At 63.7% G+C, this 22,691-nt stretch carries 22 protein-coding genes and 2 pseudogenes; 19 read left to right on the top strand and 5 right to left on the bottom strand.

All coding sequences use genetic code 11. The features are described from left to right. Positions 1-78: 78 nt before the first annotated feature. The 5 genes and pseudogenes from G559_RS0127435 to G559_RS30560 all read left to right on the top strand — a co-directional run. Positions 79-1,038, top strand: a complete 960-nt coding sequence (locus G559_RS0127435) for a homocysteine S-methyltransferase family protein (RefSeq protein WP_028631300.1) — start codon at positions 79-81, stop codon at positions 1,036-1,038. 230 nt (positions 1,039-1,268) lie between these two features. Beyond that, the gene (locus tag G559_RS0127425) at positions 1,269-2,651 is read left to right on the top strand and encodes an NfeD family protein (RefSeq protein ID WP_028631299.1); all 1,383 of its coding nucleotides are present in this window, start codon (positions 1,269-1,271) and stop codon (positions 2,649-2,651) included. Positions 2,652-2,653: 2 nt separating this feature from the next. Beyond that, positions 2,654-3,421, top strand: a complete 768-nt coding sequence (locus tag G559_RS0127420) for a slipin family protein (RefSeq protein WP_028631298.1) — start codon at positions 2,654-2,656, stop codon at positions 3,419-3,421. A 134-nt stretch (positions 3,422-3,555) separates the two neighbouring features. Beyond that, a complete protein-coding gene (gene ald / locus G559_RS0127415; protein ID WP_028631297.1) occupies positions 3,556-4,677 on the top strand; it encodes an alanine dehydrogenase in 1,122 nt (373 codons plus the stop codon). 108 nt (positions 4,678-4,785) lie between these two features. After that, a pseudogene (locus G559_RS30560) lies at positions 4,786-4,926 on the top strand (EamA family transporter); the annotation flags it as partial. Between the two features lie 7 nt (positions 4,927-4,933). On the opposite strand, the gene G559_RS0127405 reads toward G559_RS30560, so the two are convergent. Next, a complete protein-coding gene (locus tag G559_RS0127405; RefSeq protein ID WP_028631296.1) occupies positions 4,934-5,281 on the bottom strand; it encodes an I78 family peptidase inhibitor in 348 nt (115 codons plus the stop codon). Between the two features lie 169 nt (positions 5,282-5,450). Between G559_RS0127405 and G559_RS0127400 the strand changes: the two genes are divergently transcribed. Continuing rightward, positions 5,451-6,332 carry an RluA family pseudouridine synthase gene (locus G559_RS0127400; RefSeq protein WP_028631295.1) on the top strand — a complete coding sequence of 294 codons (882 nt, stop codon included), beginning with the start codon at positions 5,451-5,453 and terminating at the stop codon, positions 6,330-6,332. 148 nt (positions 6,333-6,480) lie between these two features. Continuing rightward, positions 6,481-7,881: a dihydrolipoyl dehydrogenase gene (gene lpdA / locus G559_RS0127395; RefSeq protein ID WP_028631294.1), complete on the top strand. Its 1,401-nt coding sequence runs from the start codon at positions 6,481-6,483 to the stop codon at positions 7,879-7,881. A gap of 221 nt (positions 7,882-8,102) precedes the next feature. Here lpdA and G559_RS0127390 read toward each other — a convergent pair whose 3' ends face one another. Next, the gene (locus G559_RS0127390) at positions 8,103-8,606 is read right to left on the bottom strand and encodes a hypothetical protein (RefSeq protein WP_028631293.1); all 504 of its coding nucleotides are present in this window, start codon (positions 8,604-8,606) and stop codon (positions 8,103-8,105) included. Between the two features lie 426 nt (positions 8,607-9,032). On the opposite strand from G559_RS0127390, the gene G559_RS0127385 reads away from it, so the two are divergent. Both G559_RS0127385 and G559_RS0127380 read left to right on the top strand, forming a co-directional pair. Continuing rightward, the gene (locus tag G559_RS0127385) at positions 9,033-9,839 is read left to right on the top strand and encodes a lytic transglycosylase domain-containing protein (protein WP_028631292.1); all 807 of its coding nucleotides are present in this window, start codon (positions 9,033-9,035) and stop codon (positions 9,837-9,839) included. Between the two features lie 310 nt (positions 9,840-10,149). Next, positions 10,150-10,776, top strand: coding sequence for a DUF2459 domain-containing protein (locus tag G559_RS0127380; protein WP_162144835.1), 627 nt, complete (start codon positions 10,150-10,152; stop codon positions 10,774-10,776). Positions 10,777-10,873: 97 nt separating this feature from the next. Here G559_RS0127380 and G559_RS0127375 read toward each other — a convergent pair whose 3' ends face one another. Beyond that, positions 10,874-11,803, bottom strand: a complete 930-nt coding sequence (locus G559_RS0127375) for a malate dehydrogenase (protein ID WP_028631290.1) — start codon at positions 11,801-11,803, stop codon at positions 10,874-10,876. 584 nt (positions 11,804-12,387) lie between these two features. Here G559_RS0127375 and G559_RS0127370 point away from each other — a divergent pair. The 5 genes and pseudogenes from G559_RS0127370 to G559_RS30175 all read left to right on the top strand — a co-directional run. Then, positions 12,388-13,284: a LysR family transcriptional regulator gene (locus tag G559_RS0127370; RefSeq protein WP_171016539.1), complete on the top strand. Its 897-nt coding sequence runs from the start codon at positions 12,388-12,390 to the stop codon at positions 13,282-13,284. A gap of 2 nt (positions 13,285-13,286) precedes the next feature. Next, on the top strand, positions 13,287-14,189 hold the full coding sequence (locus G559_RS0127365; RefSeq protein ID WP_028631288.1) for a LysR family transcriptional regulator: 903 nt from the start codon (positions 13,287-13,289) through the stop codon (positions 14,187-14,189). 170 nt (positions 14,190-14,359) lie between these two features. Beyond that, complete coding sequence (locus tag G559_RS0127360) at positions 14,360-14,986, top strand: glutathione S-transferase family protein (RefSeq protein WP_028631287.1); 627 nt, start codon at positions 14,360-14,362, stop codon at positions 14,984-14,986. A 51-nt stretch (positions 14,987-15,037) separates the two neighbouring features. Further along, positions 15,038-17,095: a pyridoxamine 5'-phosphate oxidase family protein gene (locus tag G559_RS0127355; protein WP_028631286.1), complete on the top strand. Its 2,058-nt coding sequence runs from the start codon at positions 15,038-15,040 to the stop codon at positions 17,093-17,095. Positions 17,096-17,417: 322 nt separating this feature from the next. Then, positions 17,418-17,531: pseudogene (locus G559_RS30175) on the top strand (DUF1348 family protein); the annotation flags it as partial. 118 nt (positions 17,532-17,649) lie between these two features. On the opposite strand, the gene G559_RS0127350 reads toward G559_RS30175, so the two are convergent. Both G559_RS0127350 and G559_RS0127345 read right to left on the bottom strand, forming a co-directional pair. Next, complete coding sequence (locus G559_RS0127350; protein WP_028631285.1) at positions 17,650-18,393, bottom strand: anti-sigma factor family protein; 744 nt, start codon at positions 18,391-18,393, stop codon at positions 17,650-17,652. Next, positions 18,390-18,896, bottom strand: coding sequence for a sigma-70 family RNA polymerase sigma factor (locus tag G559_RS0127345; protein ID WP_028631284.1), 507 nt, complete (start codon positions 18,894-18,896; stop codon positions 18,390-18,392). Before G559_RS0127345 ends, G559_RS0127350 begins: the two co-directional genes overlap by 4 nt. A 139-nt stretch (positions 18,897-19,035) precedes the next feature. On the opposite strand from G559_RS0127345, the gene G559_RS0127340 reads away from it, so the two are divergent. The 5 genes from G559_RS0127340 to G559_RS0127320 all read left to right on the top strand — a co-directional run bounded on the left by G559_RS0127340 (position 19,036) and on the right by G559_RS0127320 (position 22,688). Further along, entirely contained in the window at positions 19,036-20,094 is a 1,059-nt protein-coding gene (locus G559_RS0127340) for a catalase family peroxidase (protein ID WP_028631283.1), read from the top strand. Next, positions 20,091-20,651, top strand: coding sequence for a cytochrome b (locus G559_RS0127335; RefSeq protein WP_028631282.1), 561 nt, complete (start codon positions 20,091-20,093; stop codon positions 20,649-20,651). Before G559_RS0127340 ends, G559_RS0127335 begins: the two co-directional genes overlap by 4 nt. Before the next feature lie 46 nt (positions 20,652-20,697). Further along, a complete protein-coding gene (locus G559_RS0127330) occupies positions 20,698-20,955 on the top strand; it encodes a DUF2790 domain-containing protein (protein WP_028631281.1) in 258 nt (85 codons plus the stop codon). A gap of 246 nt (positions 20,956-21,201) precedes the next feature. Beyond that, complete coding sequence (locus tag G559_RS0127325; protein WP_028631280.1) at positions 21,202-22,302, top strand: 2OG-Fe(II) oxygenase; 1,101 nt, start codon at positions 21,202-21,204, stop codon at positions 22,300-22,302. Positions 22,303-22,358: 56 nt separating this feature from the next. Further along, the gene (locus G559_RS0127320) at positions 22,359-22,688 is read left to right on the top strand and encodes a DUF5629 family protein (RefSeq protein WP_028631279.1); all 330 of its coding nucleotides are present in this window, start codon (positions 22,359-22,361) and stop codon (positions 22,686-22,688) included. Positions 22,689-22,691 lie beyond the last annotated feature (3 nt).

The raw sequence follows: 22,691 nt of genomic DNA, 5'->3' as shown, positions 1-22,691 counted from the left end.
CCAATCCGGCTGTCCGCCCCGCCTTCGCCATGAGGCCCACTGCGGACGTCCACGTCCACAGGTCACGGAGTCAACACCATGGCCCAATATCGCGGCGCCCTTCCACAACTGGAGGGCGAACTTTTCCTGACTGATGGCGGCATCGAAACGACCCTGGTTTTCCACGAAGGCATTGCCCTCCCCGACTTCGCCGCCTTCGTGTTGCTCAACTACCCCGATGGCCAGGACGCCCTGCGCAAATACTTCCGCGCCTACTGCGCCATCGCCAGCCACTACGGCACCGGCCTGATTCTGGAAAGCCCGACGTGGCGCGCCAACCCCGACTGGGCCACTCGCCTCGGATTCACACCCCAAGGCCTGGCCGAGGCCAACCGCCAGGCCATCGCCCTGCTGGAAGCGCTGCGCAATGAAGTGGCAAGTGGCCGCACCCCTGTGGTGATCTCCGGTTGCGTTGGCCCGCGGGGTGATGGCTACATCGCCGATGAAGCCATGGACGAGTTCCAGGCCCAGCAGTACCACAGCGAACAGATCGGCGTTTTCGCCGAAACCGCTGCCGACATGGTCACCGCCATCACCATGAATTACGTGGAAGAAGCCTTGGGCGTCGCCCTGGCCGCGCGCGAGCTGCGCCTACCCGTGGCCATCTCCTTCACCGTGGAAACCGACGGCAGGCTGCCCACCGGCCAGCCGCTGAAAGAGGCCATCGAACAGGTGGACAGCGCCACCGCCTCTTATCCGGCCTATTACATGGTCAACTGCGCCCACCCTGACCACTTCGAGGACGTGCTGGTACCGGGCAGCCGCTGGGTGCAACGCATACGCGGGCTGCGCGCCAATGCCTCGCGCAAGAGCCACGCCGAACTGAACGAGGCCACGGCCCTGGACAGCGGCGACCCCGAGGAACTGGGTGCGCAGTACGCCCAGCTGCGCCAGCGCCTGCCCCATATCAACGTCATGGGCGGCTGCTGCGGCACCGACCACCGCCATGTCGAGCAGATAGCCAAGGCGTGCAAACCGCTCTTCCGCGCGGCCTTGTAAGGGCGAATCAGTCCCGGGCCTGTAGGGGCGAATTCATTCGCTATGTCTGCGTTAGCTGTTGCGAGAGGCCAAGAGCCTTGTAGGAGCTGGCAAGCCAGCTCCTACGGGCAATGCAGCTGCCTGCAACACGTAAGGCTGACATCGCCCATCATTCCTCCATCCCCTCCGCAAATACCCGACAAATGGCCTCAACTATGCTGTAAGTGAAAACGGCATTGCGGGAGGTCGCCATGATCCGCCGGCTGCTACGCAGGCTCCTGTGCCTGGTCATGCTGTTGCCCGGTACGCTGCTGGCCGCCGGTAGCGTCACCGTGCTGACCGTGGACGGCCCGATCGGCCCGGCCACCGCCGACTACCTGACCCGTGGCATCGAACGCGCGGAGGCCGACAAGTCGCAACTGGTGGTCATCCAGATCGATACACCCGGTGGCCTCGACACCTCCATGCGCAGCATCATCAAGGCGATCCTCGCCAGCCCCGTGCCGGTGGCCAGCTTCGTCGCACCCAGCGGCGCACGGGCTGCCAGCGCCGGCACCTACATTCTTTACGCCAGCCATATCGCAGCCATGGCGCCGGGCACCAACCTCGGGGCGGCGACGCCGGTGCAGATCGGTGGCATGCCGGGGCAGCCGGAAGGCGGCAAGCCCAGCGGCGACAAGGACGAGAAGCAGAAGGATGAGAAGGCCGCGCAACGCAGCAACGAGGAAACCCTGACCCGCAAGCAGGTCAATGATGCGGCCGCCTACATCCGCGGCCTGGCACAGATGCGCGAACGCAATGCGGATTGGGCCGAAAAGGCGGTTCGCGAGTCCGTCAGCCTCTCCGCTGCCGATGCCCGGCGCCTGAAGGTGGTGGACCTGGTGGCCCATGACCTCCACGACCTGCTCCGCCAGCTCGACGGCAAGACCCTCGACATCGCCGGGCAGAAACTCACACTGGCCACCAACGGTGCGCCGCTGATCCAGCGCGAGCCGGACTGGCGCGCGCAGATCCTGGCGGTGATCACCAACCCCAGCGTCGCGCTGATCCTGATGATGATCGGGGTCTACGGACTGATCTTCGAATTCTCAAACCCCGGCAGTGGCGTCGGTGGCGTGATCGGCGGCATCTGCCTGATCCTCGCCCTCTACGCGCTGCAGCTGTTACCCGTCAACTTCGCCGGCGTTGCGCTGATCCTGCTGGGCATCCTGTTCATGGCGGCGGAAGCCTTCATGCCCAGCTTCGGCATCATCGGCTTCGGCGGCATCGCCGCCTTCGTGGTCGGCGCCGTGATCCTGATCGACACCGAGGTGCCGGGCTTTGGCATTCCCCTCTCGTTGATCATCACGGTGGCGCTATCCAGTTCGCTGGTGATCTTCGCCATCATTGCCATGGCCGTCCGCGCCCGCCGGCGTGCGCTCGTCAGTGGCGACGCAGGCCTGGTAGGGAGCGAAGCCACCCTGCTCGACCTGGTGACGGACGACGCGCGCAGCGGCTGGGTGCAATTGCAGGGTGAGCGCTGGCAGGTGCGCAGCGATGCCCCCCTGACGAGCGGCCAGCGCGTACGCGTGCTGGCGCGCAATGGACTGTTGCTGGACGTGACGGCGGATGAACGTTCGCCCAAAGGAGACTGACCATGGCCTTTCCGCTGAGCTTTGCCACCTTCCTGTTCCTGCTGATCGTGCTGGCGGTCTCGGCCATCCGCGTCCTGCGCGAGTACGAGCGAGGCGTGGTGTTCCAACTCGGGCGTTTCTGGAAGGTCAAGGGGCCGGGGCTGGTTCTGATCATCCCGGCCATCCAGCAGATGGTTCGGGTCGACCTGCGAACCGTGGTCATGGACGTGCCGCCCCAGGACGTGATCTCCCGCGACAACGTCTCGGTGAAGGTCAATGCGGTGGTCTACTTCCGTGTGCTCGACCCACAGCGCGCCATCATCCAGGTGGAGAACTTCCTCATGGCCACCAGCCAGCTCTCCCAGACCACGCTGCGCGCGGTGCTCGGCAAGCATGAACTGGACGAGATGCTGGCCGAGCGCGAACGGCTCAACGTCGACATCCAGCAAGCCCTGGACGCGCAGACCGATGCCTGGGGCATCAAGGTGTCCAACGTCGAGATCAAACACGTGGACATCAACGAAACCATGGTGCGCGCCATTGCACGCCAAGCCGAGGCCGAACGCGAACGGCGAGCCAAGGTGATCCACGCAGCCGGTGAGCTGCAGGCCTCGGAGAAACTGATGCAGGCCGCGGAAATGCTCAGCCGCCAGCCTGGCGCCATGCAATTGCGCTACATGCAGACCCTGGGCTCCATCGCCAACGACAAGACCACAACCATCGTCTTCCCCCTGCCAGTGGAGTTGCTCGGCGGTATGCAAAAAAGAAGGCAAAAGGACCAGGAAGACTGACAGCCTTCCAGCGACACTCTGATTTACCCGCCTTTTTCAGGGGGATTCCCTGAAAACCCGCCACTATTCGGCGAGGGCACGACGGGTGGGTTTCTACACTTGTTGAAAGGACAACAAGAACCTGGGAGATCGCCATGCGTATCGGAGTGCCGAAGGAGATCAAGAACCACGAATACCGGGTCGGCCTGACCCCCCAATCCGTAGCCGAGTTGACCCGCCTGGGGCATGAAGTCTGGGTGGAGGCCAAGGCCGGGGTCGCCATCGGCTTTTCGGACGAGGACTACCAGGCTGCCGGCGCCAAGGTAGCCAGCAGCCCGGGAGAGGTCTTCGAACAGGCCGAACTGATCGTCAAGGTCAAGGAGCCGCTGACCCAGGAACGCGCCCGCCTGCGTCCCGAACAGACGCTCTTCACTTACCTGCACCTGGCCCCTGACCGTCCCCAGACCAACGAACTGATTGCCTCCGGGGCCACCTGCATCGCCTACGAGACCGTCACCGACAGCCACGGCCGCCTGCCACTGCTGGCGCCCATGTCGGAAGTGGCCGGGCGCATGTCCATCCAGGCCGGCGCCAGTTGCCTGGAGAAAGCCAAGGGTGGCCGAGGAGTGCTGCTGGGCGGCGTGCCCGGTGTCGCACCCGCAAAGGTGGTGATCCTCGGCGGCGGCGTGGTCGGCACCCACGCCTTGGCCATGGCCATTGGGCTGGGCGCTGACGTGACCGTGCTGGACAGGAGCGTGGACGCCCTGCGCCGGCTGGATTCCTTCTATGGGAACCGCATTACCACGCTCTACTCCACCCATGGCACCGTGCGTGACCAGGTCTTGGCGGCCGACCTGGTGATCGGTGGCGTGCTGATTCCCGGCGCTGCGGCACCCAAGCTGGTGACCGCCGAAATGGTCGCACGCATGCAGGAAGGCGCCGTGCTGGTGGACGTGGCCATCGACCAGGGCGGCTGTGCGGAAACCTCCCGGGCCACCACCCATGCCGAACCGACCTACGTGGTGGATGGCGTGGTGCATTACTGCGTGGCCAATATGCCCGGTGCGGTAGCGCGCACCTCCACCCTGGCGCTGAACAACGCCACCCTGCCCTTCGTCATCGCCCTGGCGCAGAAAGGCACGCGCAAGGCGCTGGAAGACGACCTGCACCTGCGCCATGGCCTGAACGTGGCCAAGGGACGCCTCACCAACGGCAGCGTCGCCGCTGCCCACCATATGGACTACGTGCACCTGGAAGAAATGCTCAAACAGCTTTAGTTCAGGGGCTTTTGAGCCCCGATGGCCACGCCGCAGCAGGAGTCCTAGGCCCTCAACTGCGTCGTGGCCATTTTTATTGTGCGTGGCTCTGGCAGGTCTTGAGCCGGGCTGGTTTCAGCCTTGCGGGAAACCAGTGTGCTGTTTGCCCTGCTGATCGGCGCGCTGCTGCTCAAGGAGCCGCTGCCGCCGATCCGTCTGCTGGCGTGTGGGGTCATCGCCGCAGGGGTGGTGCTGCTGAGGTTGCTCTGACGGCCGATCAGCCGCAGGTGAACTGTTTGACGACGTCGGTTTCGCTCACGTCGATATTCAGGCGGCGAGAGTTGTAGTCCATGGTCACGGCATCATGGGGGCGCAGTATCCGCGCGGTTTCAGCACCGGATTGGCGCTTGGCCTGTTCGACCAGGGCAGTGTTGGCGGTCTTGCCGACCAGGGTGGCTACGGCGGCGGCATCGCAGGTGCCGGAGAATGACGGCGCGGCTGCGCTGGTGGATACCTCGGCGGCCGGGGTGGCGGCAGTGGGCGCAGTGGGTTTGTCGGTCGAGCTGCAGCCGGCCAGGAGCAGGCCGGTAAGGGCAAGACTGAGGGAAATCGGTTTGAAGTACATACAGCGGTCCTCTTCTGAAAATAACCTGGCGTGCGTCTGCAACGGGGCTTCCATCGCGGCGGGGCTCCTGCCCGCGGGCGCACGGCCGATGCATTCTATCCTCTGCCTTTGACTCCGGTCAGTCGGCTGCGGCCTAATGCCCCGCCCCTGCAACCTGCCGAAACACTCAATGTCCCGTATCCCGAGCATCCGCCCCAGCACCCTCCACCTGCCCCAGGGCGATTGGAGCACGGTGCTGGACTGCCTCTGCGCGCGCTTCCCGGCCATTCCCCGCGAGACCTGGCTAGAGCGCATGGCAGGCGGCAAGGTGACCGACGCCGAGGGCAATCCACTCAGCCCGGAGCACCCCTATCAGGAGGCGCTGCGCGTGCACTACTTCCGCGAGGTGAAGGGCGAGAAGGCCATTCCCTTCGAGGAGTCGGTGCTGCACATCGACGAACATCTAGTGGTGGCCGACAAGCCCCACTTCCTGCCGGTGATGCCTGCGGGCGAGTACGTCGAAGAAACCTTGCAGGCACGTCTCACCCGGCGCCTGGGCAACCCCCACCTGGTGCCGTTGCACCGCATCGACCGCCATACCGCCGGCCTGGTGCTGTTCTCCGCCAACCCGGCCAGCCGCAACATCTATCACGCCCTGTTCCGCGATCGGGAAATCCACAAGCGCTACGAAGCGATAGCCCCCGCGCTGCCCAGCCTCGACTTCCCACTGCTGCGGGAAACGCGCCTCGGCAAGAGCGAGCCCTTCTTCCGCATGCAGGAAGTAGAGGGCGAACCCAACACCCGTACTCGTCTGGACGTGCTGGACAAGAACGGCGAATTCTGGCGCTACGACCTCTACCCCATCACCGGCAAGCAGCATCAGCTGCGGGTGCATCTGGCGGCCCTCGGTGCGCCCATCTGCAACGATGGCTTCTACCCGGAGCTGACCGACAAAGGTGGGCCGGACGACTACCAGCGTCCCCTCAAATTGCTCGCCCGCAGCCTGGCCTTCAACGACCCCATCAGCGGCGAACCCCGCTGCTTTGAGAGCCGCCTGAGCCTGGACTGGTAACGGCCCCCTTCGAGCGTGCTCTTGACGGGAAATATGACACCAATAATATTACAAGCGTAATCCAAGCAGATTATTGCCTAGCTGGAAGGCTGCTGGTTGTCCACTAGGCTTCTGCATTCCCCATACGACTTTTCGACAGGTAGAGCCCATGAGCGCATACGACGTGGTGGTGATTGGTGGCGGTCCAGGTGGTTACAACGCGGCGATCAAGGCCGGGCAACTGGGCATGAAAGTGGCGTGCGTCGAAGGCCGGGAGACCCTGGGCGGCACCTGCCTCAACGTCGGCTGCATGCCTTCCAAGGCCTTGCTCCATGCCTCAGAGCTCTATGAGGCCGCAGCCGGCAAGGAATTCGCTACCCTGGGTATCCAGGTCGAGCCCAAGCTGGACCTGGCGCAGATGATGAAGCAGAAGGCCGAGAGCGTGACGGCGCTGACCAAGGGCATCGAGTTCCTCTTCCGCAAGAACAAGGTGGAGTGGGTCAAGGGCTGGGGCCGCATCGACGGCGCGGGCAAGGTCGTGGTGACCGCCGCCGATGGCCAGCAGCAGACCCTGGAAGCCCACAATATCGTCGTCGCCACAGGGTCGGAGCCGACGCCCCTGCCCGGTGTGACCATCGACAACGAGCGCATTCTCGATTCCACCGGCGCCCTATCCCTGCCGGAAGTACCCAAGCACCTGGTGGTGATCGGCGCCGGGGTGATCGGCCTGGAGCTGGGCTCGGTCTGGCGCCGCCTGGGCGCCCAGGTGACAGTGGTCGAGTATCTGGGCCGCATCTGTCCGGGCCTGGATGACGAGACCGCCAAAACCCTGCAGCGCGCCCTGACCAAGCAAGGCATGAGCTTCAAACTCAGTTCCAAGGTCACCGCCGCCAAATCCAGCAAGACCGGCGTTGAGCTTTCCATCGAACCGGCTGCCGGCGGACTCGCGGAAACCCTCAAGGCCGACTACGTGCTCGTGGCCATCGGTCGCCGCCCCTACACCCAAGGGCTGGGCCTTGAGACAGTGGGCCTGGCCACGGATTCGCGCGGCATGCTCGCCAACGAACGCCACCAGACGACCGCCCCCGGCGTCTGGGTCATCGGCGACGTGACCTCCGGCGCAATGCTCGCGCACAAGGCCGAAGACGAAGGCATCGTCTGCATCGAGCGCATCGCCGGACAAGCCGCCGAGGTGAACTACAACCTCATCCCGAACGTGATCTACACCCGCCCGGAAGTGGCCAGCGTCGGCAAGAGCGAAGAACAGCTCAAGGCCGAAGGACGCCCCTACCGGGTCGGCAAGTTCCCCTTCACCGCCAACAGCCGGGCCAAGATCAACCATGAGACCGAAGGCTTCGTGAAGGTGCTGGCCGACGAGCGCACGGACGAAGTGCTGGGCGTGCACATGGTCGGCCCGAGCGTCAGCGAGATGATCGGCGAGTATTGCGTGGCCATGGAGTTCTCCGCCTCGGCCGAAGACATCGCCCTCACCTGCCACCCCCACCCGACCCGCTCCGAAGCCCTGCGCCAGGCGGCGATGGATGTGCATGGCGCAGCGATGCAGGCGTAACTCGGCGTCCCACCCCCTTAGGATGGGTCGGGCGGCGTTCCGCGAGCCCGAGTAACCCATCACCCAGCCCCGCATGGGTTTCGCCACGGACTGGATGCTTAATGACCCGCCTCTATGGCGGGTTTTGTTTGCCTGCAAGAAACACCCGCGCACGCCCATAGGTTGGCGCGGGGCGAAGCGAGGCCCAATCGGCTTGCCACCAGTAGCCGCTCGGCGCGCGGCTAAACTCGGGCGCTTGAGGTGCCGCGAGCGTACTTCTTCTGCAGGATCATCGACGCTTCGTTGTAGGCCGTCTGGAAGGCATCGCCGCCGACCCAACTCACTGCCGTGTCTTCGTCTTCATCGTGGAAGATCCCGCGATAGACGATCAGCAGGCCCATCATGAAGTCGATGGCAGCCTCTTCCTCTTCCTCGGCGACCACCAGCTCCAGCACCGGGTACTGCAGGAACACCAGGCACATCGCCAGTAGGCTGATGCCTTCGCCGACGTTCATCGCCTGGAACAGATCGTCGAAGAGCGCCGGGTCGAAACCGTTCTCTTCAATGTCTTTGAAGTCGAAGGTGCTCAGGTCGATTTCGACATCATCGAAAGGCTCGTTGACCAGCGGATTGGCCAGAAGCGGATGTACGACATTGACCTTGGGTTTTGCCTTGCCCGAACGGTTCTGCTTGGCCTTGGCTTTGGCCCGCTGGGCGCGTTTTTGCTGTTTATCAGAGGAGGCCATGGAGGCGAGTTCCTTGTTCGATACAGCCATGTTCATGGCCTGGGGTATTCGGACATGAATTGTATTCAGTCTTGGCCAGGTTCGTCGGCCCAGGCGGCAGATTTTTCGTGCTCCAGACCTTTGTTTTCGGCCCTGGCAAGCCGGCCTGCGCCACACGGGAGCGCCGGCAACCCGTACGTCAAGGCAGGTTCCAAGGCCGGTTACAAGGGCTATAACTACCAGAACAAACAGTGGGTCATTCAGGATAGGCCCTGCACAGGCAGCGCCTGGGAAATCCTGGGGGGCCTGTCAGGAACAGGAGCACGGCGAGCGTGCGCAAAGCGCGCGTGGGGCTACCGCCGGCGACGACAGTCCCAGTTGGTGTTTCCCGATTGCCCGGGCCAGGCCCCCCACGGCCGATCGGCGCTTGCGGCGCGGAGCGATGTAATGAGTTCCAGAGCATGGCAATGGGCTCGCAAGAGCCTTCTTGGCTGCATCGAGCTGGCCTTGCTCGCCGTTCCACTGTGCGCCAGCGCCACGTTCAAGTGCCAAGCCAGGGACGGAACCATCAGCTACACCAGCCAAGCCATCGCCAGCGCCCGCTGCACTCGCCTGGATGGCATGGCGGGCGCCGCTGTCGACGCCAAGGCAAAGGCCCCGCCAAGGCTTGCGCGGGGCGACGACTCAGGCGCGGTGCGGATTCGGGTGTACACCTTCGTCCACAAGGGTATTCGTAAATATGTGAGCCGGCGCCCCGTCGGGATCTCCGCTCGGGTCACTGTCCTTGAGCTCGATTACATCAAGGGCTGCTATCTGTGCATGGCGCCGAAGGATTTCAAGGTCGCCTCACTGCGCCTGGACACCCGTTCCTATCGGCGGGAGATCGAAGCCGCTTCGGGTCATTACGGTGTCGACAGGGCGCTGGTCCGCGCAGTGATACATGCCGAATCGGCGTTTCGCCCCAACGCCATTTCCGTAGCCGGCGCCCAGGGGTTGATGCAGTTGATGCCCGCCACCGCCGAGCGCTTCGCCGTAGACGATCCGTTCGACGCGCGACAGAACATTCGTGGCGGCACGCGCTACCTGGCCTGGCTGCTCAAGCGCTTCAACGGCAACCAGGTGCTGGCGTTGGCAGGTTACAACGCCGGCGAAGCGTCCGTGGTCGAGTACAACGGGGTGCCTCCCTACGCCGAGACGCAATCCTACGTCACCCTCGTGCAGTCCTTGACCGAACGCTATCGCAACCATCGCTAGTACCGCAGGGCGCATAACCCGGAATGGGTTCGGCCCCTCCACGGCGGATAGCGATGGCGCGTTATCCGCCCTACGCGAGCAATCAGGCTCCGCGCTCGATCAATACGCCGGGCGTGGAATGGCTCAACCGAACGTCCACGCTCACCGGTAGCTATCGACCATTTCTGCCTGCCGCGATTGCCCATGGTTGCCTGCTTGATGCTGCGGGCCAGCTTCTATGCTTGTATAAGCACCCACCCCTGCCGGGGTCTTCCACGTTCGTTAGCGAGCCTCCAAACCCTTGTGCATGCGCCTTGTAGTGCTGGCCCTGATGCTGACGCTGTTCGGCTGCGCTACCGCGTCGGACCCGCCAAGGGACGAGGGTGGCGATTGGCGGTCCGTCTATGTAGTGAATCATGGCCTGCATACCGGATTGGCAATTGCACGCCCCGATCTACTTCAGGTACTTCCCGCACTGGCCGAAGAGTTCGGCGACGGTGACTTCGTTGAGTTCGGCTGGGGTGACGAGGACTTTTACCGAGCCCCACAGGCCACCATGAGCCTCGCCCTGCGAGCCTTGTTCGGGTCGACGGCAACCGTGCTGCATGCGGTCAAGATTGACGGGGACCCCAGGCGGCGTTTTGCCGCAAGCGAGGTCATCGAGGTGCGGGTGACGGAGGACGGCTACCGGCGACTGCTCGCGTTCGTGGCCGGGACCTTCACCCACTCAGCGACGGGCACCTTGGCGGTGCTCGGGCCTGGCCTGTATGGAGAGAGCCGGTTCTACCAGGCCGAGGGTAGCTATTCGCTGTTTTATACCTGCAATACCTGGGTCGCAGAGGCGCTGGCCGCGAGCCGCTGCCCAATGTCGCCTACAGCGGTGATTACGGCGGGGAACGTCCTGTCGCAGCTACACCGTGCGACAGCGGTTGGTGCATCCTGCCGGGTTACCCGCTAACCCGCGCTGGCCATGGGGGTGTATCCAACCTTGTGTCGTATGCCTCTCCCGGGACACGATCCCCCTTGTGCCCCAACCCCCCGCAAATACCCCCCACTCACAAAGCTTTCATTTCAGCAATATCACGCACCACCTGATCTGCAGAGCGGTCGAACATCGCCTGCTCCTGCGCATCCAGAGGCAACTCGATTACCCGCACAACCCCCTCCGCTGCCAGCACACAGGGGACCCCCATGGCAATATCTGTACGCCCGTACTCGCCCTCGAGAATCGCGACCGTCGGCAAAATGCGGTTTCGCCCATTGGCGATAGCATCCACCATCTGTGCAATTGCCACGCCCGGCGCATCGCAGGCGCTCCCCAGCTTCTTCAAACCCAGAATCTCGCCGCCCCCCTGACGTGTGCGCTCCACAATCCGCTCTATCTGCTGACTGGACAGGAAGTGAGACAGCGGCACTGAACCGACCGCACAGTAACGCATCAGCGGCACCATGCTATCGCCATGCCCGCCCAGCACCAGCGCCGTGATATCCCGAGCAGAAAACCCTGTCTCCTCGGCAATGAAACACTTCATGCGCGCTGTATCCAGCACCCCCGCCTGCCCGAACACCCTGTCGCGCCCCAACCCACTGAGACTCCAGGCCCGATAGGTCAGCACGTCGACCGGATTCGACACCACCAACACCGTCGCCGCCGGAGCATGACGATTGATATCCCGCATGATGCTATCGAGAATTGGCAGATTGATACTCAATACATCCTGGCGCGACTGACCAGGCTTGCGGGGCACACCCGCTGTAATCACCACCAGGTCAGAATCCTGCAGCAATTCGGCATTGGACCCGCCGTAAACGCGGGTATCAGAACCTGACTCAACTGCCGCCTGCCAGACGTCCAGCGCCTTGCCCTTTGCCAACTCACCCTGCACATCAATCAACGTCAACTCACGACAGAACTCTTCCCGGGCGATGATCTGAGCCGCCGCCTCACCCACAATACCGACACCCACAATTGATAGCTTTTTCACCTCACACCTCCCAGCGGCGCGCACGATCAGCAACACGCCCACCCTTGCAGAGAAGTATTACCCGCTAATGCAGAAAGGCCACCCGAAGGTGGCCGAAGCCGTCGCTACTGGGCAGTCGTAGCCCGGATGAAATCCGGTAGGGGCCTCCCGATCAGAATGACAACGCCCGCCCCAGCACTTCCCCGCGTGGGTCCCCTTCCCGGCTGACCAGCGCGTAGTTGTAGCCGCCCCTCGACCAGTACCGCGCCTCCAGAGTGTCGCCATTTGTGCTCGCGCGGCGGGTGCAGCCGTTGGTGAAACGGCTGCGTTCGAGGCCCTACAGCGTCGGGTAGAACGTGCGAAACCATCAGCCATGGTCCGCATGGGTTTCGTGCCTCTACCCATCCGGACTGGATGCGACGAGCAGAGTTCGACTCCTTGCCGTTAGGCAAAAGGCAAAAACCGACCCAAAGCTACCGGTGGAGATTGGCTGTAACCGGCCGAAACTAACCTTCAGAAACTTTATTAGGCTACCGTCCGCGCTACGCTGTTAGCGGCTAAATCCACTCAGCAATCTGGCGGTGATTGTGGACAGGTTTCAGGAAATGAAGGTGCTGCTGGCCGTCGCGGAAGCAGAGAGTTTTGCCGGCGGCGCCAAGTTGATAGGGATGTCACCGCCAAGCGTAACTCGTGTGATAGCTGGTCTGGAAAATCGTCTGGGAACACTGCTGCTCGCACGTAGCACCAGGAGCGTACGCCTGACTGAAGCGGGGCGGCGCTATGTGGATGACTGCAAGCGCATCCTGCTCGACCTGGAGGAAGCCGAAGAGCTGGCGACCGGTAGCAGCGTTCGCGCTCGTGGCAACCTGACAGTGACTGCGCCGGTTATGTTCGGCGAGCAATATTTAATACCTCTGATCACACAGTACCTGGCAGAGCACCCGGAGGTGACTGTAAATGCACTGCTGGTGGATCGCCTCGTGAACATGGTCGACGAGGGGATCGACATCGCCATTCGCATAGGTGAGCTGCCGGACACCGGCCTGCAGGCCGTCAGGGTCGGGCAGGTCTCTACAGTCGTATGTGCTGCACCGACATTTCTTGATCGCGTCGGCAGACCCGTGGAACCAAGTGATGTGTTGGGGTTGCCGATGGTGATGTCATCGGCGAGTAGTTTGCTCACCGACTGGCAATTCAGGGTGGGGGAAAGCACGATCGCTTTGCATCCCAAACCGCGCCTGATCGTCAGCTCCAACCAGGCATCTATCAATGCCGCACGGATGGGCTGGGGCCTTACACGGGTTCTGTCTTACCAGGTGGCCGAGCCGGTGGCTAAAGGCGAACTGGAGATCCTGCTCGAGGCGTATCAGACACCTGCACTGCCGGTGCACTTGCTGTATCAGGGCGACAAACGCGTGTCAGCGAAGGTACGTACTTTCGTTGACTACTGCTCCGCTCGACTCATTGCAGATCCGGCACTGCAAACCGTTTCGGTGGCATAGGAATGAGCCGATATCGCGAGATGCAGGCATTCGAAGCGGTGGTGCAGACCGGTAGCCTGGCCGCCGCAGCTCGGCATCTCGAACTGTCGCCAGCAACCATCATGCGTACCATTGCCTCCTTGGAAGCGCGCCTGCACAACACCTTGCTATTTCGCAGTCCGCGCGGTGTGGCGCTGAGCCCGGCTGGCGAGCAGTTCGCGCAAAGCTGTCGGCAAATCCTGGTAGAGACCGAGCTTGCCGATCGTTCTGCCGCCGGCCGGCATGCTCAACCCGGTGGCCAATTGACGGTTGCAGTTCCGCTACTGATGGATTTGCAGATCTTCACACCGATAGTCCTGTCCTATCTGGACGCCTACCCTGATGTCTGCCTGACGATCCAGACCAGCCATGGAGCACCCAATCTCCTCAAGGATGGCATCGACATTGCGCTGGTCGTCGGCCAGTTACCCAACTCATCCGAGTTCGCTGCTTCACTGGGTATGGTCAGGCCAATTGTCTGTGGCTCACCCGACTACCTGCACGCATGGGGGCGTCCCGAGACACCTGAAGATCTCAAGACTCATCGAGCAGTGGTTAGCTCGTCTCCCGGCTATGAGACGGACTGGCGTTTTCCTTGCGGTCGCTCCACCCGCCTGGTGAAACCCACGCAAGTACTTACCTGCACGACCCAGCGTGCAGCCATTCGTGCAGCGACACTGGGAGTAGGCCTGGTTCGTTGCATGAGCTACGAAGCCCATGATGAGTTGGCTAGCGGGTTACTCCTGCCGGTGCTTGCGGACTTCGCCAGTCCGCCAGCACCGGCGCAGTTGATCTACCGCCACGGCCGCCGCGCCGAGGCACGAGTGCGGACCTTTATCGACTTTGCTACGCCCCTGTTGCGTGCCCATCCGGCCTTTATGGGCTGAGGCTACAAAGTCTTCCCATCACGTTTTATTTCGGAAAACGAAATTATGGATTGCTCTGCGTGGTGGTTCTGCTTCGCCAGCGATGGGCGCAGCATGGCTCCACCAACGCAACAACCGCCAACCTGGTTTGCAGCTGCGTTGAGTCCCACGACCCAAACGGAGCCATCGCCATGCCAAACGCCATCAAGCTGTATCGCCACCCGCTGTCCGGCCACTCCCACCGCGTCGAGCTGTTCCTCTCGCTGCTGAACCTGCCCACCGAGCTGGTGTTTGTCGACCTGGCAAACGGCGCCCACAAAACAGCCGACTACCTTGCTATCAACGCCTTCGGCCAAGTACCCGTGATAGACGACAACGGCACCCTGATCAGTGACTCCAACGCGATCCTGGTCTACCTGGCAAAGAAATACGGCAACGGTAGCTGGCAGCTACAAGACCCACTCACCGAGGCGCGCATCCAGCGCTGGTTGTCGGTGGCTGCTGGCCAGGTCGCCTATGGCCCGGCCGCCGCGAGGCTGATCACGGTATTCGGTGCGGCATTCAATGCCGACGAGGTCATCGCCCGCGCCCATGCCCTGCTCAAGGTAATGGAGGCCGAACTCAGCGACAGCCCATTCCTGGCGGGAACCGAGACCAGCATCGCCGATGTGGCCAACTACAGTTACATCGCCCACGCCCCGGAAGGCAATGTATCGCTGGAGGCGTACCCGAATGTGCGTGCCTGGCTGCAACGTATCGAAGCACTGCCAGGCTTCGTTCCCATGCAGCGCACCGCCGCAGGTCTGCAAGCCAGCTGAATACTCACCATGCTGCCGGAGCCCCGGCAGCTCTCCCGAGGAGCGCCCGCCATGGACCATCTGCCCAAGCACCGTAAATCACCGTGGCACGCCGGCGAGCGAGCGCTTCAGGAAATTGTCCATGCCTCCGAGCAGATGGAAGTGATCGGGCAGAAGGTCATCCGCAACTACATGCCTGACCAACACCGTGAGTTCTATCACCAGTTGCCATTCATCGTGGTCGGTGCTGTAGATACGGACGGTCGCCCCTGGGCCACTCTGCTCGAAGGGCCAGAAGGCTTCGTCACTTCCGCTGACCCGCAGCACCTGCTATTGGCTGTACAAACCGATCCGCGCGACCCGGCCGCCTCTGGCCTGCAGGCAGGCAATGCGATCGGCATGCTCGGGATCGAGCTGCATACGCGTCGGCGCAATCGCATCAATGGCGTGATCCAGCAGGCTTCGGCCGAGGGGCTCGAGGTTTCGGTCGAGCACTCCTACGGTAACTGCCCCAAGTACATTCAGGAGCGCTCCTATACACGCGTCACCAAGTCAGCGAGCAGCAAGGCGCCGCGCCGAGATTTCAATGCGCTAGACGAATACACCAGCGCCCTGATTCGCACGGCCGATACGTTCTTCATCGCCAGCTACGTCGATCATGATGCCCACAATCGCTCCGTAGACGTCTCCCATCGAGGCGGACGTGCCGGTTTCGTGAAAGTCGAAGGCAACCGGCTGACCATTCCCGACTACGCCGGCAACCTGTTCTTCAACACCCTGGGGAACCTGCATACCAACCCGATCGCCGGATTGCTTTTCATCGACTTTGCCACCGGCGACATGCTGCAACTCAGCGGGCGCAGCGAGCTGCTGCTGGACAGTCCCTTGATCAATTCCTTCGAAGGCGCGGAGCGCCTTTGGAGCGTCGAGGTTGAGCACGTGGTCCTTCGCCCGGCCGCCGTGGCCATTCGCTGGCAGTTTCACGGCTACGCCCCCACCAGCCTGGCGACCGGGACTTGGGATGAAGCCGACGAGCGTGTGCGGCAGTACGAACAACGCCGGCAATGGCAGCAATGGCGAGTCGCGCGAGTACAGCAGGAAAGCAGGGATATCCGCTCGTTCTACCTTGAACCACAGGACAGCGCCGTAGTGCCATTCGTCGCAGGTCAGCACCTGCCGATGCGCATCATGGGTGCAGAGGAAGAGGCTCTGGTCAGGACTTACAGCGTTTCTAGCGCGCCTTCCGATGGGCATATCCGCATCAGCGTGAAACTGCAGGGCAAGGCCTCGCGCCACCTGCACGAGCACGTGCAGGTGGGTGATCTGCTGGAGGTGCGGGTGCCGTTGGGCAGCTTCACCCTGGTTGATGAAAACGAACGACCGGTGGTGTTGATCGGTGCCGGCGTTGGCATCACCCCAATGATCTCGATGGTCCGAGAGCTGGTAGCGCAAAACCAGCAACACCAGAGGACACGCAAGATCCACCTGTTCCAGAGCGCAAGAACGCTGGAGGACCTGCCGTTTCAGCTGGAGCTGGCGGAGTTGTTGCAGTGCTCGGCTGGGCTGCTGCATATCCATCGTGCCTTGAGCAATCCCGGAACCGAGGCGCTACTCGACCGTGATTACCAGTTGGCAGGCCGCCTGGCCTTCGCCCAGGTCAAGGCACGACTGCCACTGGATGACTATGACTTCTACCTCTGCGGCCCAGCCGGATTTCTTCAGGACATGTACGACGGTCTGCGTGGGGTGAACATCCCGGATCATCGCATCCATGCTGAGGCATTCGGCCCCTCTGCGCTGCGCCGCTCGGAAACCGAACAGCCACCGACATGGGTTCAGCCACCGGCGGCCGAAGTGCCAGTGCCGGTGTATTTCTCTGCATCTGCAACCGAAGCGCGCTGGAAGCCCGACAGCGGAAGCCTGCTGGAACTGGCCGAAAGCCGTGGCCTGACGCCCGCGTTCAGTTGTCGTGGCGGCTCATGCGGAACCTGCGCCGCCCGGCTGATCAGTGGCTCCGTGCATTACACCAATCCACCGGCGCAGTTGCCGGACGGCGACAACGTGCTGATCTGCTGCGCCGTACCAGCGCAAACCGAGGGCACCCCACTTCCCCTGGTCCTTGATCTTTAGCGAGGAGCTGCGAGATGAACAGAACAGCTTTCCGTAGCTGGGAAATGGACCAGCTCCTGTCGTGGGACGACTCGCCAATCTCGTCGCGGGGCGCTGATGCAATGGAATGGGAGGCGAGCCTTCTGCTACCGCAGTTGGTCGCCCCGCTTGAGCACCCTGCCAGTCTCGTTGAAGAGTCGACGCATGTATCGGCAGGTCGCCTCTCGAGCTTGTGGCGAGCATTGCGAACGACCGCCCACCGCTCCACTCGCCTGAATCGCGTTTTATCGGCCAACTGAGCAGCGCCATCCCCCATTCACCTTTGCCGCCAGGAGCAACCGCCATGTCTACGTCCGAAGTTCGCCCACCAGTTCCGCCCTTCACCCGCGAGACCGCCATCCTCAAAGTCCGGCTGGCCGAAGACGGTTGGAACAGCCGCGATGCTGCCAAAGTAGCAAGTGAGAAGCCATCAGCCATGCTCCGCATGGGTTTCGTGCCTCAACCCATCCTACGGATCTGAGCTGGCGATTCTTGCGGGGGCGTAGCCCGGATGAAATCCGGGAGGGGCCTCCCTATCAGAATGACAATGCCCGTCCCAGCACTTCCCCGCGCGGGTCCCCTTCCCGGCTGACCAGCGCGTAGTTGTAGCCGTCCCTCGACCAGTACCGCGCCTCCAGCTCGCCATCACGGCGCTGGCCCTTCTGCATGCTCGGATACAACGAGCCCGGCGCCCGCAGGTACAGGCTGACCCGCTGCCCCTGGCCGTCTTCGAACAGGAGCAAGGCTGCGGCGCCCTGCTCGGTCACCAGCCAGCGGCCGCCTACTGGGGTGAAGCCATAGGGGCTGAGGTCGGGAATCCGCGCCGCGTGGCTGAAGCGCTGGTCCAGCCAGGCCTGCAACTCCCCCGGCACACGCGCCTGGATATCGACCACCGGGCTGGTCGAGAACAGCCGATGAGCCTGCAGGGCATCCTGCATGGGTGGGTTGGACGCCAGCAGGCTCATGTCCCGCGCCTGCCAGCCGCCCAGGCCTCCTGCGCCCAGCGCCAGCACGAAGGACGCTGCCAGGGCCAGGCGGCGCTGCTTGCGGGCGCGAAGCGAGGCGCGGATCGCTACCGGTTCTAGGCGCGGGTTGGGGGCAAAGCCCGGATTCGCCAGCGCAGCACGCAACCATTGGGCGTCGCGCCGCCAGGCCTCTACTTGGGCGGCCGCTTCCGGATTGGCCGCCAGATAGGCCTCCACCGCTTGGCACTGCTCGGCGTCCAGCTCACCGTCGAGATAAGCGTGCAGGTCGTCTTCGCTGGGATGGAATGCGTTCATTTGAGTACCCGTAGCTGAGGGTTGGACATCTCGCCCTCGGCCAGTTCGCGCAGCGCCTTGCGTGCGCGGGACAGCCTGGACATCACGGTGCCGATGGGAATCCCGAGGGCTTCGGCGGCCTCCTTGTAGCTAAGGCCTTCCACACTCACCAGCAACAGCAGTGCACGTTGCTCCGCCGGCAGCCGGCCGAAAGCTTCCAGGGTGGCCTGGTTGACCACCAGCTCTTCGGTGGAAGGGGCTTCCTCGCTGCGGCCACCGAAGAACTCCAGTAGCCGCGCATGGCGACGGGCCTTGCGCTGCCCATCGAGGAACTGCCGGTAGAGGATGGCGAACAGCCAGGCGCGCAAGTTGCCGTCGCCTTTGCTGCTCCAGCGGGACAGCGCCCGTTCCAGGGTCGCCTGGACCAGGTCATCGGCGCTGCTGGCATTGCGCGTCAGCCACAGCGCGAATCGCCGCAGCCGCTGTAACAACTCCCGCAGTTCCGCGTCATCGATCATGTTCATAGTCAGGTTGTGTGCCGCTTCTGCCAAGGGTGCGACAGGAAGACGTGCGAAGCAGGATTTTATTCCCCGTCGGGAATAAAGCTTGGGGCGCCGCGTCTCACCGGCTCATGGACAAGGGCATATGGCCCGGGAGTATCGCATGAGCAAGGCAACACCCAAGGGGTTCGACCTGGCCGCCCGACTGGCCCTGATCGGCGTCGCCGTCGGCGGCCTGGCTGCAGGTTTTGGCTATGCCGCCGGCTGGCTCGGTAGCGAGCGCCTCACCCCGCACCAGATCATCGACGCCTTCGAGGCCAATGCAGGCAAGTTCCCCGGCTACCGCAAGAATCACGCGAAGGGCATCTGCATTGCGGGCCATTTCGAGAGCAGCGGCCAGGCCGAGAAGCTGTCCCGCGCCAGCGTCTTCGCCCCTGGCAAGGTGCCGGTGATCGGCCGCCTGGCCATCGGCGGCAGCAACCCCCATGCCCCGGATGCCGGTGTTCCCACTCGCAGCATGGCCTTGCTGTTCCAGCTGCCCGGCGGTGAACAGTGGCGCACCGGCATGAACACGCCACCGGTGCTGCCGGTAGCCACCCCGGAGGCGTTCTACGAGCAGGTGCTGGCCTCGCGCCCTGACCCGGCCACCGGCAAGCCCGACCCTTTGAGGATGCAGGCCTTCTTTGCCGCCCACCCGGAAAGCGCCGCGTTCCGCCAATGGGCGCAGGCCGCGAAACCCAGCAACAGCTTCGCCAACGTCGCCTACAACGGCATCAACGCCTTCCGCCTGGTGGATGCCGCCGGCAATGGCCAATACGTGCGCTGGTCCGTGCTGCCGGAGGCACCCTTCGCCCCCTTGGGCGAGGCCGGCAATGATCCGGACTTTCTCAGTCATGATCTGCAACAGCGATTGGCCCAGGGCCCGCTGCGTTGGCACCTCGTACTGACGCTGGCCGAACCCGGCGACCCGACCCACGACGCCACCCGCCAGTGGCCGGCCGAGCGCCGCCAGGTGGACGCCGGCACCCTGGTGGTAGAAAGCGCCGAGCCCCAGGACACAGGCGCCTGTCGCGACATCAACTTCGACCCGCTGGTGCTGCCGGACGGCATCCAGACCTCCGACGACCCCATCCTCGCCGCCCGCTCGGCCGCCTACGCCGTGTCCTATAACCGCCGCACCCGCGAAGGTGCGCCCCATGCCGAGCAAGGAGCCCAACAATGACTGCGCCCACCCATTTCAGCCTGTTGCTGCGGGTCATTCACTGGCTGATGGCGATCCTGCTGCTGGCCATGCTCTTCATCGGCGTCAGCATGGTGGACGACCTGTCCCCGCGCCACAGCACCCTGGTGGCCCTGCACAAGCCCCTGGGCGTGACCTTGCTGGCCTTGGTACTGATCCGTCTGGCCGTGCGCCTGGCCAGTCCCACACCGCCCCTGCCCGGTGACATGCCCGGCTGGCAACGGGCAGTCGCCAAGCTGTCCCATCTGATGCTGTACGCCCTGATGCTCGCCCTGCCGCTGGTGGGCTGGGCGATGCAGTCCGCTGGGGGCTACCCGGTGGCGCTCCACGAGTCCGTATTGCTGCCGCCCATCGCCCCGCAGGACGCCCGGCTCTATGCCTCGCTGCGCCTGGCCCACACTGTACTGGCGTACCTGCTGTTCATCAGCATCCTGGCGCACCTGGCGGCGGCCCTCTATCACGCGCTCATCCGTAGGGATGGCGTGCTCTCGAGCATGACCACCGGCAGCGGCATTCGCCCGATGCCTGACGGTCAGTAGACGCGGGACTTCCCGCAACCTCCCCTCTCCAGCAGGAGAATCCACTATGAAAACCCTTGTCGTCGCCCTGACTCTCAGCCTTGCCTCCACCGCCGCCCTGGCCGCCACGACCGACCAGGCGACGCAGCCCGTTACCCAGTACGAGTACGGGGTGCACCTGGATATCGCCCGGGTGGTGCAGATGACCGACCTCTCTACCTTCTGCGGTATCGGGCCGGCGCGCATGACGTATGAGGACAGCCAGATGCAAGAGAAGACGATCGAGTACCTGGTCTGGGGAACCGGGTGCAAGAACGACTATTGAGACCAGCGCATCTGTAGGCTGGGCTTCGCTGCACTCGGCCCAGCCTACAGAGTGGCCCGGAACCGACCGCCTCCCGGGCGTCGGCAAGCCCCGGTCAGAACCAGCCTCTCCGCTTGAACCCGGCATAGGTTGGCCGCCCGGGAACGAGTAAAGCACCGGTCATACCCTGCGACGCCGCGTCCGGCGGCGGGCAAGGCACGCGGAATGCGGGTGGTCTAGCTTGAGTTCAAGCAGATGGAGGCAACCATGACCCAGCGCAATTCCCCCGTGGACCCGGGCGAAGCGGTGCCCTGGTTCACCAGCAGCACCCCCAGCCGGGAACGCTTCACCTTCGATACCGTCGCCGGGCGCTATATCGCCCTCAGCTTCCTGGGGTCATCCTCGGACCCGACGGCAGCGCGCGTACTCACCGACCTGCTGGCGCGCCGCGAGCGCTTCGACGACGACCAGGCGAGCTTCTTCGGCGTCACGGTCGACCCGCGTGATCGCGAGCAACAGCGCATCCGTGACCTGTTGCCCGGCATCCGCTTCTTCTGGGACTTCGACCGCACCATCTGCAACCTGTATGGCGTGCAACGGGAAAACGGCGCCATCCGCCAGATGACTTACCTGCTCGACCCGCGCCTGCGGGTAATCGCCGCGCTGCCCATCCGGCCCGGTGGCGAAGGCCATGTGGACGCCCTCCTCGCCCTGCTCCAGGCCCAGGACCCCATACGCCCGGCGAGTATCGCCCGGGCCCAGGCGCCGGTGCTGGTTATCCCACGGATCTTCGAGCCGGGCCTGTGCAAAGCGCTGATCGACTACTACGACCGGCATGGAGGTACCGAGTCCGGCTACATGATCGAGCGTGACGGCAAGACGGTGGAGGAGGTCAAGCATGACCACAAGCGCCGCCGCGACTGCTCCCTGGACGACGATAAACTGCGCGACACCTGCGCCCACCGCATCACCACACGGCTGGTGCCGGAACTGCTCAAGGCGTTCCAGTTCCATGCCACGCGCATGGAGCGTTACCTGGTGGCCTGCTACGACGCCGAAGAAGGCGGCCACTTCCGCCCCCATCGCGACAACACCACCAAGGGCACCGCCCACCGCCGCTTCGCCGTCTCCCTGTTCCTCAACAGCGGCGAGTACGAAGGTGGCTGCCTGCGCTTCCCGGAGTTCGGCCGCAGCCTGTACAGCGCCCCAACGGGCGGCGCCGTGGTGTTCTCCTGCTCATTGCTGCATGAGGCCACCCCGGTCACTGCCGGGCGCCGCTATATGTTCCTGCCCTTCCTCTACGATGAAGAAGGCCGGCGCATTCGCGATGAAAACCAGCAGTACCTGGCAAGCTCGGCCGAGCAATGACGGGCGTCCTGGCTTATCATCCCGCGCCACTCGACCGATTGATGGATACACGTCCCATGACTCACCCAACCCTGCTGGATGCCCTACTGGCCGCCGACATGCTGGAAATCGACGACCTTCACGCCTGGGAGTTCGACTTGGATGACACACTGCTGGACGCGCTGGAAGCCGGCCAGCCGGGTGATCCCGACGCCCAGCTGCTGCGGGTCGAGTGCATTGACGGTCGCACCCGCCGCGAATGGCGCTTCACCCAGGCTGCCGTGCAGAGCGCAGGTTTCGACGCCGAGACCGGCTGCTGGAAGCTGGCTGGAACCGACGGCGAGCACCTACTGCGCTGCCTGGATGCCTTCGGCGGTGACGCCGGGGATGAGGACGAGCAGGCGTAACGG

Source organism: Metapseudomonas resinovorans DSM 21078, from assembly GCF_000423545.1.
GTDB classification, from domain to species: Bacteria; Pseudomonadota; Gammaproteobacteria; order Pseudomonadales; family Pseudomonadaceae; genus Metapseudomonas; species Metapseudomonas resinovorans.
The sequence above is the reverse complement of the archived record's forward strand: the minus strand, read 5'-3'. Positions and strand labels throughout refer to the sequence as shown.

Coding starts and splice junctions, on each gene's coding strand:
- G559_RS0127345 (WP_028631284.1), bottom strand. CDS start 18,896: ATGAACATGATCGATGACGCGGAACTGCGGGAGTTGTTACAGCGGCTG.
- G559_RS0127325 (WP_028631280.1), top strand. CDS start 21,202: ATGACCCAGCGCAATTCCCCCGTGGACCCGGGCGAAGCGGTGCCCTGG.
- G559_RS0127340 (WP_028631283.1), top strand. CDS start 19,036: ATGAGCAAGGCAACACCCAAGGGGTTCGACCTGGCCGCCCGACTGGCC.
- G559_RS0127335 (WP_028631282.1), top strand. CDS start 20,091: ATGACTGCGCCCACCCATTTCAGCCTGTTGCTGCGGGTCATTCACTGG.
- G559_RS0127360 (WP_028631287.1), top strand. CDS start 14,360: ATGCCAAACGCCATCAAGCTGTATCGCCACCCGCTGTCCGGCCACTCC.
- G559_RS0127400 (WP_028631295.1), top strand. CDS start 5,451: ATGTCCCGTATCCCGAGCATCCGCCCCAGCACCCTCCACCTGCCCCAG.
- G559_RS0127330 (WP_028631281.1), top strand. CDS start 20,698: ATGAAAACCCTTGTCGTCGCCCTGACTCTCAGCCTTGCCTCCACCGCC.
- G559_RS0127365 (WP_028631288.1), top strand. CDS start 13,287: ATGAGCCGATATCGCGAGATGCAGGCATTCGAAGCGGTGGTGCAGACC.
- lpdA (WP_028631294.1), top strand. CDS start 6,481: ATGAGCGCATACGACGTGGTGGTGATTGGTGGCGGTCCAGGTGGTTAC.
- G559_RS0127435 (WP_028631300.1), top strand. CDS start 79: ATGGCCCAATATCGCGGCGCCCTTCCACAACTGGAGGGCGAACTTTTC.
- G559_RS0127390 (WP_028631293.1), bottom strand. CDS start 8,606: ATGGCCTCCTCTGATAAACAGCAAAAACGCGCCCAGCGGGCCAAAGCC.
- G559_RS0127320 (WP_028631279.1), top strand. CDS start 22,359: ATGACTCACCCAACCCTGCTGGATGCCCTACTGGCCGCCGACATGCTG.
- G559_RS0127355 (WP_028631286.1), top strand. CDS start 15,038: ATGGACCATCTGCCCAAGCACCGTAAATCACCGTGGCACGCCGGCGAG.
- G559_RS0127350 (WP_028631285.1), bottom strand. CDS start 18,393: ATGAACGCATTCCATCCCAGCGAAGACGACCTGCACGCTTATCTCGAC.
- ald (WP_028631297.1), top strand. CDS start 3,556: ATGCGTATCGGAGTGCCGAAGGAGATCAAGAACCACGAATACCGGGTC.
- G559_RS0127385 (WP_028631292.1), top strand. CDS start 9,033: ATGAGTTCCAGAGCATGGCAATGGGCTCGCAAGAGCCTTCTTGGCTGC.
- G559_RS0127405 (WP_028631296.1), bottom strand. CDS start 5,281: ATGTACTTCAAACCGATTTCCCTCAGTCTTGCCCTTACCGGCCTGCTC.
- G559_RS0127420 (WP_028631298.1), top strand. CDS start 2,654: ATGGCCTTTCCGCTGAGCTTTGCCACCTTCCTGTTCCTGCTGATCGTG.
- G559_RS0127425 (WP_028631299.1), top strand. CDS start 1,269: ATGATCCGCCGGCTGCTACGCAGGCTCCTGTGCCTGGTCATGCTGTTG.
- G559_RS0127380 (WP_162144835.1), top strand. CDS start 10,150: ATGCTGACGCTGTTCGGCTGCGCTACCGCGTCGGACCCGCCAAGGGAC.
- G559_RS0127370 (WP_171016539.1), top strand. CDS start 12,388: ATGAAGGTGCTGCTGGCCGTCGCGGAAGCAGAGAGTTTTGCCGGCGGC.